The sequence below is a fragment of the Amycolatopsis sp. 195334CR genome (genome assembly GCF_017309385.1).
Classification (GTDB): Bacteria; Actinomycetota; Actinomycetes; order Mycobacteriales; family Pseudonocardiaceae; genus Amycolatopsis.
The window spans coordinates 1,208,058-1,220,710 of record NZ_JAFJMJ010000003.1; the positions used below are offsets into that span (position 1 = coordinate 1,208,058).

A 12,653-nucleotide genomic window follows, 5' to 3' on the forward strand; every position below is an offset into this window, starting at 1 on the left:
ATCCGGGTGAACACGGACGATGTAGTCATGAGCGAGCCGGGCTTCGACGCCGATTTCCCCGCACACGTCGAGCGCGCGCTCGCGAAGTTCCTGGCCGAAGCGGGTGACCCGATCCGCGCGATGGAGCCGAGCACCGGCCCCGGCGTGGACGCGCTGAGCGAGTTCGTGCTCGGCGGTGGCAAGCGGTTGCGCCCGACCTTCGCCTGGTGGGGCTGGCGCGGCGCGGGCGGTGACCCGGCCGGGCCGGACGCCGAGGGCGTGCTCCAGGCGGTGTCCAGCCTCGAACTGGTGCAGGCCTGCGCGCTGATCCACGACGACCTGATGGACTCCTCCGACTCGCGGCGCGGCTCGCCGACCGTGCACGTGGCCTTCGCCAAGCGCCACGCCGACCACGGCTGGCTCGGCTCGGCGGCCAGCTTCGGCCAGGCCGCGGCCGTGCTGCTCGGCGACCTCGCGCTGGCGTGGGCCGACGACATGTTCGCCGGTGCCCCGCTGCCCGCGCCCACCCTCGCCGCCGCGCGCCCGGCGTGGCGCGCGATGCGCACCGAGGTGCTCGCCGGGCAGTACCTGGACGTGCACACCCAGGCCACCGGCGACTCCTCCCCCGAGGCCGCGCTGCGCATCGACCGGCTCAAGACCGCCGCCTACACCGTGCAGCGCCCGCTGCACCTCGGCGCCGCGCTCGCCGGCGCGGACGACCGGCTGATCGGCACCCTGCTCTCCTTCGGCCGCGACCTCGGCGTCGCCTTCCAGCTGCGGGACGACCTGCTCGGCGTGTTCGGCGACCCGTCGATCACCGGCAAGCCCGCCGGGGACGACCTGCGCGAGGGCAAGCGGACCCTGCTGCTCGCGCTCGGCATGGAACTGGCCGCCGCGCAGGACCGCCGTGCCGACGCGGCCGTCATCGCCGACGCCGTCGGCGACAAGGACCTCACCGAGGACGCGGTCACCGAGGTGCGCGACGCGCTGACCGGCGTCGGCGCGGTGGCCGCGGTCGAACGCCGCATCGACGACCTGACCACCGCCGCGCTCGAATCGCTGGACGCCGCGGAACTCGCCGAACCGGCCACGACCCGGCTCCGGGAACTCGCGATCCAGGCCACGCAGAGGAAGTACTAGTGACCGACCACGTCGTAGTCGTCGGCGCCGGCCTCGCGGGGCTGTCGGCGGCGCTGCACCTGCTGGGTTCCGGCCGCGAAGTCACCATCGTCGAACAGGGCGAGCACCCCGGCGGGCGCGCGGGCCAGTCCGCGCTCGACGGCTACCGCTTCGACACCGGCGCCAGCGTGCTCACCATGCCGGAACTGGTCGACGAGGCGCTCGCCGCGGTCGGTGAGTCCATTTCGGACCGGCTGCGGCTGGTCCGGCTCGATCCCGCCTACCGCGCGCACTTCGCCGACGGGAGCACGCTCTCGCTGCACACCGGCGCCGAGGCGATGGAAGCCGAGATCCGCGACTTCGCCGGTCCACGCGAAGCCGCCGGTTACCGGCGACTTCGGACCTGGCTGACCGAGCTGTACGCGGTGCAGAAGGACCACTTCATCGGCGCGAACTTCGACTCGCCGCTCGACCTGGTCCGCCCGGAACTGGCGAAACTGGCCGCGCTCGGCGGGTTCGGCAGGCTCGGCCCGCGGGTCGCCAGGTACCTGGCCGACGAACGCGTGCGTCGGCTGTTCTCCTTCCAGTCGCTCTACGCCGGGCTCGACCCGATGCGCGCGATGGGTGCCTACGGGGTCATCTCGTACATGGACACCGTCGGCGGTGTCTACTACCCCGTCGGCGGCATCGGCAAGGTCGCCGAGGCGATGGCGGACGCGGCCGAGAAGGCCGGTGCGGAACTGAAGTTCGCCACGCACGCGGCCTGGCTGGAGCGCCGGGGGTCCCATGTGGACGCTGTGCGCACGAGCGCGGGTGAGCGGATCCCGTGTGACGCGGTGGTCGTGGCGACCGAGCTGACCGGGGCGTACCAGCTGCTCGGCGCCCACCCGAAGCGCGCGCTGCCGCTGCGGTACTCGCCGTCGGCGGTGGTGCTGCACGGGCACACCGGCCGGTCGTGGCCGGAACTGGACCACCACACCATCTTCTTCGGCGGGGCCTGGGACCGGACGTTCACCGAGATCATCCGCGAGGGCAGGCTGATGAGCGATCCTTCGCTGCTGGTCACCCGGCCGACCGCGACCGACCCGTCGCTCGCCCCGGGCGGGCGCCAGGTGGTCTCGGTGCTCGCGCCCGCGCCGAACCTGAAGGCCGGCCGGATCGACTGGGACCGCGTCGGCCCGGCCTACCGCGAGGAACTGGTGCGCACACTGGAAAACCGCGGCCTGACCGGTTTCGGCGACGAGTACGAGGTGGTCGACGCGGTGACCCCGGCGGACTGGGCCGAGCGCGGGTTCGGTGCCGGTACACCGTTCTCGCTGGCGCACACATTCGTCCAAACAGGACCGTTCCGGCCGCGCAACGTGTTGCCGGGCATCGAGAACGCCGCGCTCGCCGGTTGCGGGACCACACCGGGCGTGGGCATCCCGCCGGTGCTGATCTCCGGGAAGCTCGCCGCGGCGAGGATCCTGGCCGCATGAGCACCGAACTCGACGCGGCGGGCATCCACGGTGACCAGCTCCGCGCCGCCTACACCGAGTCCCGCCGGATCAACGCGCACTACGGGCGCACGTTCTTCCTGGCGACCAGGCTGCTCCCGGCCAGGGCACGCCCGTTCGCACACGCTCTGTACGGGTTCGCCCGCGCCGTCGACGAAGTGGTCGACAACCCCGCGCCCGGCACCGACCCGGCCGCCGGACTGGACGCCGTGGCCGCGCAGCTCGACGACGTTTTCTCCGGTGAGAGCACCGAATTCGCCGCGCTGGCCGACACCGTCCGGCGGTTCGACCTCGACCGCTCGCTGTTCGACGCCTTCCTGCGGTCGATGCGGATGGACCTCACCGTCACCGAGTACGACACCTACGCCGATCTCGCCGAGTACACCTGGGGTTCGGCTTCGGTGATCGGGCTGCAGATGCTGCCGGTGTTCGGCACGGTGGGCGGGCGCGCGGAGGCCGAGCCGAGCGCCGCCGCGCTCGGGGAAGCCTTCCAGCTGACCAACTTCCTGCGTGATGTCGGCGAGGACCTCGACCGCGGCCGGGTGTACCTGCCGCGCGCCGAACTGGCGGCGTTCGGAGTGGACCGCGCGCTGCTCGAATCCTGCCGCCGTCGCCGGGTCACCGACGCCCGCGTCCGGCGCGCGCTGGCCGCGGCGGTGGCGCGCAACCGCGCGGTCTACCGGCGGGCGCGAAGCGGGGTTCCGTTGCTGCGCAAGGAGTCTCGTCCGTGCGTGGCGACCGCGCTGACGTTGTACGAGGGCATCCTGGACGAGATCGTCGCGGCCGATTACGACGTGCTCAACCGCCGGGTGGTGGTGCCGAAGCGGCGACGGCTCGCGGTGGCCGGGCCGAGCCTGCTGCGCGTGCAGGGGCTGGAGTTGCTCCAGGGAGCGAAAACCCGCTCGGCGGGTTTAGTGTCGAAGGCATGACGACACCCAACCGGCCGATCCGGGTCGGAGTCCAGATCCAGCCCCAGCACGCCGACTACGCCACCATCCGCCGGGCCGCGTCCGAGGCCGAGGACCTCGGCGTCGACATCGCCTTCAACTGGGACCACTTCTACCCGCTCTACGGGGAGCCCGAAGGCAAGCACTACGAGTGCTGGACCATGCTGGGTGCTTGGGCCGAGTCCACCTCGCGGGTGGAGATCGGCGCGCTGGTCACCTGCAACAGCTACCGCAACCCCGAACTGCTCGCCGACATGGCGCGCACGGTCGACAACATCAGCGACGGCAGGCTGATCCTGGGGATCGGCTCCGGCTGGTTCGAAAAGGACTACACCGAATACGGCTACGAGTTCGGCACCGCGGGCGGCAGGCTGAACGACCTCGGGGACGCGCTGCCGCGCATCGAGTCGCGGCTGGGGAAGCTGAACCCGCAGCCCGCGCGCAAGATCCCGGTGCTGATCGGCGGTGGCGGCGAGAAGAAGACGCTGCGCCTGGTGGCCAAGCACGCCGATATCTGGCACGGCTTCGGCGACCCCGACGTGGTCGAGCGCAAGGTGCGCATCCTCGACCAGCACTGCGCCGACGTCGGCCGCGATCCCGGCGAGATCGAGCGTTCGGTCGCGGTGGAGTCCGAGCCCAGCGAACTCGGGCCGAAGCTGCTGGAGCGCGGTGTCTCGCTGTTCACCGTCGGCGTCACCGGCCCCGACTACGACTTCTCCCTGCTGCGGCAGTGGGTCGAATGGCGGGACAAGACCAACTCCTGATGCCGCCCGGATGCAGTGAATGTGGCTTTCACTGCGGATTTCGCAGTGAAAGCCACATTCACGGCACGAACTGCGCTACTTCGCGGCCACCCGGGCGGGTTCGTCCGGTTCGCCCGGCTTGGCCGCAGGGGCGTCGGTGGACAGCGAGTCGATCAGGCCGTCCCGGTCCGGCGTGCGCTGCGAGAACACCAGCCCGATCACCAGGAACAGCACCAGCGAGGTGAGCAGCGGGTAGGCCACCAGCGCCTCCTTCGGCACCTTCACCCCGTTCTGCTGCGAGATGTACAGGCTCGCCCACACCACCAGGCCGCTCAGCGTCGAGGTGAGCGCGGCCGCCGGGCCCATCCGCCGGAACCACGGCAGCAGGCCGAGCATCAACGGCACCGCGATCGGGCCCATGGTCGCGGCGACCAGGTCGACCACCACCTTGAGCACACCGCCGTTGGTGTCCAGTGACAACGCGATCGCCATGCTCAGCCCGATGAACACGAACGTGGTGATCCGCGCGAGCTTCAGCTGGGCGTCCTGGCTCATCCGCTTCGCGCCCTTCCACAGTCTCGGCAGCATGTCGCGGGTGATCACCGCCGAGATCACGTTGGCGTCCGAGGACACCATCGCCATGGTGTGCGAGAAGAAGCCGGCCAGCACCAGCCCGATCATGCCGACCGGCAGCATCACCTTGCCGAGCTCGATGTAGGCGTCCCCGGCGTTGGTCAGGTCCGGCACGATCAGCGGCGCGGCCCACATCGGGAAGAACAGCACCAGCGGCCACACCAGCCACAGGAAGCTGGACAGCATCGCCGACTTGCGCGCCGCCGCCCCGTCCGGCGCGGCCATGTAGCGCTGCGCCAGGTTCCACATGCCGCCGTTGTACTCCAGCGTCTTGATCACGAACAGGGCCAGGAAGAAGGTCGAGGTGTACTCGCCGTTGAGCGGCTGGCTCCGGTCGGCGGGCAGCTGGTCCCAGATCTCCCAGAGGAACTGGATGCCGCCGAAGTGCGCGGCCACCGCCACGAACATCACGATGCCCGCCGCGGCCTGGATGATGAACTGGCCGAAGTCGGTGAGCGCGTCGGCCCACAGGCCGCCCATCACGGAGTAGACCATGGTGACCACGCCGACCAGCAGGATGCCGACCTCGATCGGCACGCCAGCGAACCCGCGCAGCAGGATCGCCACCGCGGACCACTTCGCCGCGATGTCGACCACCTTGAGCACCGCACCGGACCACGCCATCAGCTGCTGGGTCGGCACGTTGTAGCGCCGGGCCAGGTACTCCAGCGGCGAGGCCACGCCGTGCTTGGCGCGCAAGCGGTTCCAGCGCGCGGCGAACAGCCAGCTGCCGATGCCGACCCCGACGCCGATGGTCAGCGCCCACCAGACGTACACGGTCAGCCCGAGCCGGTACGCCTCACTGGCGAAGGCCACGAACATGACGGCGCTGTAGCCCGACATGTGGTGCGAGATCCCGGACAGCCACCACGGCATCCGGCCGCCGGCGGTGAAGAAGTCGACCACGTTCCGGATGCGGTTCTTCGACCACAGGCCGATCGCCACCATCACGAAGAAGTAAGCGCCGACCACTATCCAGTCCAGCGTCTCCATCGCACCTCCCTGAGTTCACCCGCGCGAGTTGTGTGACGTACGTCTTACGAGCCGATTTCGGTCGTTGGAAGTCTCGGCTGCGAAGTGAATCACACTTGTGACTTACTTTCACGTACGTGAACACTTTCCAGGCGTGCGGAAGCGCAGGTGGAGCAGGGGTGACCGGAATTCACCCGTTCGGCCGCGCGGCCGAACGGGTGGCGATCAGCGAACTAGGTCGGGCCTCCGAAGCGGCGGAGCCGCTTGCTGTGGGCCGTCAAACCGCACCGCAGCGGGTTCTCAGGTGGCTTCTCGCGAGGACAGCTTCACCGTGGTGAATCGGTATTCATGAGGTGGAGCTCCCGGAGCGAGAAGCCGCCTGAGGTTCCGCCACCCGCACCGCCACGCAAACCACATCGAAAACGGCTAGAAAGCCATCGCCTGGGCGCGGCGCTTGACCTCGGTGCCGTGGCTGGTGCGCAGCGCGTTGATCGGCGTGGTGCCGGGCAGGGTGTCGTCCTCGGCGAACAGCCAGCGCAGCATCTCGGTGCGCCCGAAACCGGCGTCGGCCAGCACGGTGATGGTGCCGCCGAGGCCCTTCACGATGGCGCCTCCGACCAGGAAGACCGCCGGGACCATCAACTCACCGGACCGCCGCACGGCGATCAGCTGACCGTCTCTGAGCAGTTGCCGGACCTTGTTGGCCGACTGACCGAGTGCGGTGGCCACTTCCCCGAGCGGAAGCACGGCCACATCGGCGTCGAGCACGTCATCAGCGACAGGAATCGCACTCACACCGACACTGTGCCACAGCCCGCGCCCCGGCACCGATGGCGTAACGAAACCTCAACAAGGTCAACCATCACCCGGTAGGGCACGTCCCACGGTGCATGGTTACGTCCGTACGATCGTCAACCGTGACACGCACGGAAGCCAGCCTGGTCGGCACGCTGCTCGACCGGCGGTACCGGGTCGACCGGCTGCTCGCCCGCGGTGGCATGTCCTCGGTCTACCGCGGGGTGGACACCCGGCTCGACCGGCCGGTCGCGATCAAGGTGATGGACCCGCGGTTCGCCGACGACCGCTCCTTTGTGGACCGCTTCGAGCGCGAGGCCCGCTCGGCGGCCAAGCTGCACCACCAGAACGTGGTGGCCGTGCACGACCAGGGCCTGGACACCTCGGCCGAGACCGGCCGCGCCTTCCTGGTGATGGAACTGGTCGACGGCGGCACGCTGCGCGAGGTGCTCACCGAACAGGGCCCGCTGGACATCGCACTCGCGCTGTCGGTGGCCGAGCCGGTGCTCTCCGCGCTCGCCGCCGCCCACCGCGCCGGGCTGGTGCACCGCGACGTCAAGCCGGAGAACGTGCTCATCGGCCGGGGTGGACAGCAGGGCGCCGGCGTGGTGAAGGTGGGTGACTTCGGCCTGGTCCGCGCGGTCGCCAGCGCCGGGACCACCAGCTCCAGCGTCATCCTCGGCACGGTCGCCTACCTCTCCCCCGAGCAGGTCACGGTCGGCGCGGCGAGCGTGCGCGGCGACGTGTACTCCGCGGGCATCCTGCTCTACGAGATGCTCACCGGGCAGACCCCGTACACCGGCGACACGGCCATCTCGGTGGCCTACCGCCACGTGAACGACGACGTGCCCGCGCCGAGCCAGCTGCGGGCCGGGATCCCGCCCGCGCTGGACCAGCTCGTGCTGCGCGCGACCCGCCGCGACCCCGAGGCCCGGCCCGCCGACGCGGGCGCCTTCCTCGACGAACTCCTGCGCGTGCGCGCCGAGCTGGGCATCGGGCCGGTCCCGGTGCCGGTACCGCCGCCGCCGGACCTGGACCGCGAGTCGGACGTGGAGAAGACCACGCCGCACCTGGCCGCGATCGGGGCGGCGCCGGCCGCCCCGGCCGCGCCGGCCGTAGTACCCACCATGCACCCCCACCCGCACCCCGCCGACCAGCCCACCGTGCAGAACGTCCCGCAGCCGGGCGCGCACCACCCCGGGCAGTCCGGCCCGCAGACCGTCGTCCAGCACCCCGGGCAGTCCGGGCCGCAGGCCACCGTGCACCACGCCGCGGTCTCCGGCCCGCAGACCGCCGTGCAGTCCGGGCCGCAGACCGCCGTGCAGGCAGGCCCGCAGGCCGCCGCGCGGCAGGCGCCCGTCCGGCACGCGACCAAGATGTACGACCGGCCACCGACCCCACCGACTCCACCGCCGCCCTCGCCCCCGGCGGGTACCCCGGCGGCGGCGCACGAGGAGCCGCCGCCACCGCGCAACCGCAAGCGGCTGTACCTCGTGCTGGGCCTGGTCGTCCTGCTGATCGGCGGCACGATCGGCGCGGCCACCTGGTGGTACTCCGGCGGCCGGTACGCGCAGATCCCGAAGCTGGCGGGCATGTCGCAGGCCGAGGCCGGTGACGCGCTGCGCGCCGCCCAGCTGAACCCGGCCTACACCAAGGAACTGCACAACACCGTGCCCGCGGGCACGGTGATCCGGACCGATCCCGACGCGGGCACCGAGGTGCTGCTCGACGAGCAGGTGTCGGTGGTCGTCTCCGAGGGCCAGCCGGTGGTGCCCGACATCAAGCCGGGTGCCGACCCAGCCACCGCGGAGCAGTCGATCCGGCTGGTCAAGCTGGAACCGCGGCTGGACCCGAAGCTGGACGACTACAGCCCGACCGTGCCCAAGGGCGCGGTGGTCAAGGTCGACCCGACCCCGGGCAGCAAGGCCAACATCGGCGACCCGGTCTCGATCGGGCTGTCCAAGGGTCCGCCCCCGCTGCCGGTGCCGGACGTGACCGGCAAGAGCAAGGAAGAGGCGTTCAAGGCGCTGACCGACGCCGGGTTCCAGCCGTTCGAGGCCGGGGAGGAGTTCGTGCAGAACGTGCCCGCGGGCAAGGTCAGCAAGACCAGCCCGCCCGGCGGCACCACGGTGACCGGCGGCGACAAGCGCGTCGGCGTGTTCATCTCCAGCGCCGTCCAGGTGCCGAACGTGGTCGGCCGCTCGCCGAAGGACGCGGCGAAGATCCTGCGCGAGGCCGGGCTCGACCCGGAGTTCAAGCGCGGCCGGGACGACGAGGGCAACGACTTCAACCTGGTGCTGGAGACCGATCCGCCGGCCGGCACCCCGGTGGGCAAGGGGACCAAGATCAAGATCAGGACGTTCCTGTGATCGGCAGCCGCGGCCGGGTCACCGGCACCATCGGCCCCGGCCTGATCGGCGAGGTGCTGCTGAGCGTGCGCGGCGGCACCGAGGCGTTCTACGCCTACCCGGCCGACGGTGAAGAACGATTTGAAAACGGAACCCAAGTCCTGGTGGTGGACTTCGAGGCACCGCGTACGGTCTACGTCCAGCGCTGGCAGCCGCTCGTCTGACCAGCCACTTCGACTGGGGGAGTCACTGACGTGGATCCGTTGATCCTCGCCGGCGTGATCGTCGGCGCCATCATCGTGCTTTTTGTCCTGCTGCGCATGCTGTACAAGGTCGCCGAGCCCAACGAGGCGCTGATCATCTCCGGCTGGGGTGTGCGCGTGCAGCGCACCGAGACCGCCGACAGCCTCGGGTTCAAGATCATCACCGGCAAGGGGGTGCTGGTGATCCCGGGCTTCCAGACCGCCCGGCGGCTCTCGCTGGACACCAGGGGCGCCAACCTCCAGGTCTCCTGCGTGACCAAGCAGGGCCTGCCGGTGACCGTGCGCGCGGTGGTGATCTACAAGGTGGGCGACGACTTCGCCTCGATCGCCAACGCCGCGCGCCGGTTCCTGGACCAGCAGGACGGCATGAACAACACCATCCACGAGCTGTTCGCCGGGCACCTGCGCTCGATCGTCGGCGGGCTGACCATCGAGGAGATGATCCACAACCGGGACGCGCTCACCGGCGAGATCCGCAGCTCGTCGGCGAACGAGATGATCAAGCTCGGGCTGGTGGTCGACTCGCTGCAGATCCAGGAGATCGACGACGAGTCGGGCTACATCCTGAACCTGGGCAAGCCGCACGCGGCCGCGGTGGCCGCCTCCGCCCGCATCGCCGAGGCGCAGCGCGACCAGGAGGCCACCGAGGCCGAGCAGATCGCCGCCGCGCAGAAGGCGGGCGCGATCCGGGAGAGCGAGATCAAGCAGGCCGGGTTCCAGGCCGAAGTGGACCAGGCGCGGGCGAAGGCGGGCCAGTCCGGTCCGCTGGCCGAGGCGACCGCGCGCCAGGAGGTCGTGGTCCAGGAGACCAGGGCGGCGGAGCTGGAGGCCGATCTGGCCGAGCAGCGGCTGCAGTCCGAGGTGCGCAAGCCCGCCGACGCGCGGGCGTACGACACCAGGACCTCCGCCGACGCCGAGCGCGACGCGGCGATCGCCAAGGCACAGGCCGAGGCGAAGGAGACCGAGCTGCGGGCCGCGGCCGACGCGACCAAGGTGAAGACCGCCGCCGAGGCCGAGGCGCAGGCGACCAGGGCCCGCGGTGAGGCCAGTGCCGCCGCCACCAAGGCCACCGGTGACGCCCAGGCGCACGCGGCGAAGGCGCAGGGCCTGGCCGAGGCCGAAGCCGCCAGGGCGAAGGGGCTCGCGGACGCCGAGGCGGCCAAGGCGAAGGGCCTCGCCGAGGCGGACGCGATCAAGGCGCGGGCCGCGGCGCTGGCGGAGAACCAGGAAGCCGTGGTGGCGCAGCAGCTGGCCGAGCGCTGGCCGGAGATCGTCGAGGCCGGGGCGAAGGCGTTCGGCAGCGTCGACAACATGGTGGTGCTCAACGGCGCCGACGGGGTGTCCGACATGTTCACCAAGGCGCTCTCGCTCGGCGGCACCGGGCTTGGCCTGGCCCGCCAGCTGATGGAGGCGATGGGCCAGACGAGCAAGCCGGCGGAGCCGGAGACCAACGGCTCGGTCGTGCCCACCACGACCGACCTGCGCTGAACCACCCCCGGGCGGAACGCGTATTTCCCCCAGGACCGATGAGTTCGCTGCGCGGCCGGAGTCAGTACCGGTGACGGTGCGCTCCGGGCGCCGCGCGGCCTACAGTCGGCACAGGCGGGAGGAAAGGTCGTGGTCACGATGACGGAGACGGTGAGCCCGGTCGAGGGCGACTTCCTCACCCAGGCCGATCCGTACCGGCGCGAGCTGATGGCGCACTGCTACCGCATGCTCGGCTCGGTGCACGACGCCGAGGACCTGGTGCAGGAGACCTACCTCCGCGCGTGGCGCGCCTACGACCGCTTCGAAGGGCGCTCGTCGCTGCGCACCTGGCTCTACCGCATCGCCACCAGCGCCTGCCTGACCGCGCTGGAGAGCCGCGGGCGGCGGCCGATGCCCACCGGGCTCGGCGCGCCCGGCTGCGAGCCGGAGGACGACCTACAGGAGCGGCACGAGGTGCCCTGGCTGGAGCCGGTGCCCGACGCGCTCACCGGGGCCGACGGCGCCGACCCCGCCGCGATCGTCACCTCGCGCGAGAGCATCCGGCTCGCGCTGGTCGCCGCGCTGCAGCACCTGCCCGCCCGCCAGCGCGCGGTGCTGATCCTGCGCGACGTGCTGAAGTGGCGCGCGGCCGAGGTCGCCGAGCTGATGGACATCTCCACCCCGGCGGTGAACAGCATCCTGCAGCGCGCCCGCGCCCAGCTGGAGAAGATCGCGCCGACCGAGAACGAGGTCACCGAGCCCTCGGCCGCCGACCAGCGCGAGCTGCTCGACAAGTTCGTCACCGCGTTCGAGGCCAAGGACATCCCGGCGATCATCTCGCTGTTCACCGAGGACGCGGTCTGGGAGATGCCGCCGTTCGCCGGCTGGTACCTCGGCGCCGAGCGGATCGCCCGCCACCTGGCCACCCGCTGCCCCTGCCGCCCCGGGCACACCCGGCTGCTGCCCACCTGGGCCAACGGGCAGCCCGCGTTCGGCACCTACCTGCGCGAGCGCGACGGCGAGCGGTTCCGCGCGTTCAACCTCCAGGTGCTCACCGTCGGGCAGGCGGGCATCACGCACGTGGCGAACTTCGTGGACGCGAACCTGTTCGCCGTGTTCGACCTGCCGGAGACGCTGCCCGCGGACTACCCCGCCGCCACCGCCTGAGCCGGGGTCTCGCCGTGATGCCGGGGACGCTGGCAGGCGGGGTCGACCTGCTGGAGCGGTCGGTCAGCTACGCGCTCGGCTGCCTGCGGCTGGTCACCGACGGGGCGATGGCGAATGCCACCCCGTGCCGGGACTGGGATCTGCGGGCGCTGCTGGCGCATTTGGACGACGCGCTCACCGCTTTGGCCGAAGCCGCCGAATTCGGCCGCGTCGGCCTCGAACCGGTACCGCCGGTACCGGGTGATCCGGCGGCGGCCGTGCGCGCACGAGCGGGTGAGCTGCTCGGGGCGTGGGCTGGGGAACCGCACGCCGATCTGGTGTCGGTGGCCGGGGCCCCGATGACCGCGGGCGTCATCGCCGGGGCGGGCGCGCTGGAGGTGGCGGTGCACGGCTGGGACGTCGCGCGCGCGTGCGGGCACGACCGTCCACTCCCACCGGCACTGGCCGCGGAAATGCTCGGGCTTTCCGCACTGTTCGTCACCGCCGCCGACCGTCCGGAGCGATTCGCCGCACCGATCGAACCACCCGGCGGGGCCGAACCCGGTGACCGGCTGCTCGCTTTTCTCGGCCGGAGAGCTTGATCACACTCGCCTGGGCTAGTCAGCCGAGATTAGTTACCTGGCAAGGGTTTCACCCCGTTTAGGGCAAAAGGCGGCTGCATCCGACCGGGCATCGGCGGGAAACTCGACAACGACGAATGCGCGGAAGATCAATTCTCCCCCTT

Annotated in this window: 11 protein-coding genes; 9 read left to right on the forward strand and 2 right to left on the reverse strand. The window is 71.2% G+C overall.

Annotated elements, in window-relative coordinates; all coding sequences use genetic code 11:
- Window positions 1–27: 27 nt before the first annotated feature.
- The 4 genes from JYK18_RS42835 to JYK18_RS42850 are packed head-to-tail and all read left to right on the forward strand — an operon-like array spanning window position 28 to window position 4,305.
- Window positions 28–1,119 (forward strand): polyprenyl synthetase family protein, encoded by a 1,092-nt coding sequence (locus tag JYK18_RS42835; RefSeq protein ID WP_206809711.1) that lies wholly within the window; start codon window positions 28–30, stop codon window positions 1,117–1,119.
- Window positions 1,119–2,576, forward strand: coding sequence for a phytoene desaturase family protein (gene crtI, locus JYK18_RS42840; RefSeq protein WP_206809712.1), 1,458 nt, complete (start codon window positions 1,119–1,121; stop codon window positions 2,574–2,576). Before JYK18_RS42835 ends, crtI begins: the two co-directional genes overlap by 1 nt.
- Complete coding sequence (locus tag JYK18_RS42845) at window positions 2,573–3,523, forward strand: phytoene/squalene synthase family protein (RefSeq protein ID WP_206809713.1); 951 nt, start codon at window positions 2,573–2,575, stop codon at window positions 3,521–3,523. The genes crtI and JYK18_RS42845 overlap by 4 nt, the downstream gene beginning before the upstream one ends.
- Entirely contained in the window at window positions 3,520–4,305 is a 786-nt protein-coding gene (locus JYK18_RS42850; RefSeq protein ID WP_206809715.1) for an LLM class F420-dependent oxidoreductase, read from the forward strand. The genes JYK18_RS42845 and JYK18_RS42850 overlap by 4 nt, the downstream gene beginning before the upstream one ends.
- Window positions 4,306–4,380: 75 nt before the next feature.
- Here the strand turns inward: JYK18_RS42850 and JYK18_RS42855 are convergent, their stop codons facing one another.
- Together JYK18_RS42855 and JYK18_RS42860 are read right to left on the reverse strand one after the other, a co-directional pair.
- Window positions 4,381–5,910 carry a sodium:solute symporter family protein gene (locus JYK18_RS42855; protein ID WP_206809716.1) on the reverse strand — a complete coding sequence of 510 codons (1,530 nt, stop codon included), beginning with the start codon at window positions 5,908–5,910 and terminating at the stop codon, window positions 4,381–4,383.
- 405 nt (window positions 5,911–6,315) lie between these two features.
- Window positions 6,316–6,684: an Rv2175c family DNA-binding protein gene (locus JYK18_RS42860; RefSeq protein WP_206809717.1), complete on the reverse strand. Its 369-nt coding sequence runs from the start codon at window positions 6,682–6,684 to the stop codon at window positions 6,316–6,318.
- A gap of 122 nt (window positions 6,685–6,806) precedes the next feature.
- On the opposite strand from JYK18_RS42860, the gene JYK18_RS42865 reads away from it, so the two are divergent.
- The 5 genes from JYK18_RS42865 to JYK18_RS42885 all read left to right on the forward strand — a co-directional run bounded on the left by JYK18_RS42865 (window position 6,807) and on the right by JYK18_RS42885 (window position 12,510).
- A complete protein-coding gene (locus JYK18_RS42865) occupies window positions 6,807–9,053 on the forward strand; it encodes a PASTA domain-containing protein (protein ID WP_206809718.1) in 2,247 nt (748 codons plus the stop codon).
- The gene (locus tag JYK18_RS42870) at window positions 9,050–9,256 is read left to right on the forward strand and encodes a hypothetical protein (protein WP_113693268.1); all 207 of its coding nucleotides are present in this window, start codon (window positions 9,050–9,052) and stop codon (window positions 9,254–9,256) included. Before JYK18_RS42865 ends, JYK18_RS42870 begins: the two co-directional genes overlap by 4 nt.
- A 30-nt stretch (window positions 9,257–9,286) precedes the next feature.
- On the forward strand, window positions 9,287–10,783 hold the full coding sequence (locus JYK18_RS42875) for a flotillin family protein (RefSeq protein WP_206809719.1): 1,497 nt from the start codon (window positions 9,287–9,289) through the stop codon (window positions 10,781–10,783).
- A gap of 138 nt (window positions 10,784–10,921) precedes the next feature.
- Window positions 10,922–11,929, forward strand: a complete 1,008-nt coding sequence (locus JYK18_RS42880) for a sigma-70 family RNA polymerase sigma factor (RefSeq protein WP_206810048.1) — start codon at window positions 10,922–10,924, stop codon at window positions 11,927–11,929.
- Window positions 11,930–11,946: 17 nt separating this feature from the next.
- Window positions 11,947–12,510, forward strand: a complete 564-nt coding sequence (locus tag JYK18_RS42885) for a TIGR03086 family metal-binding protein (protein WP_206809720.1) — start codon at window positions 11,947–11,949, stop codon at window positions 12,508–12,510.
- The last annotated feature ends 143 nt before the right edge of the window (window positions 12,511–12,653 follow it).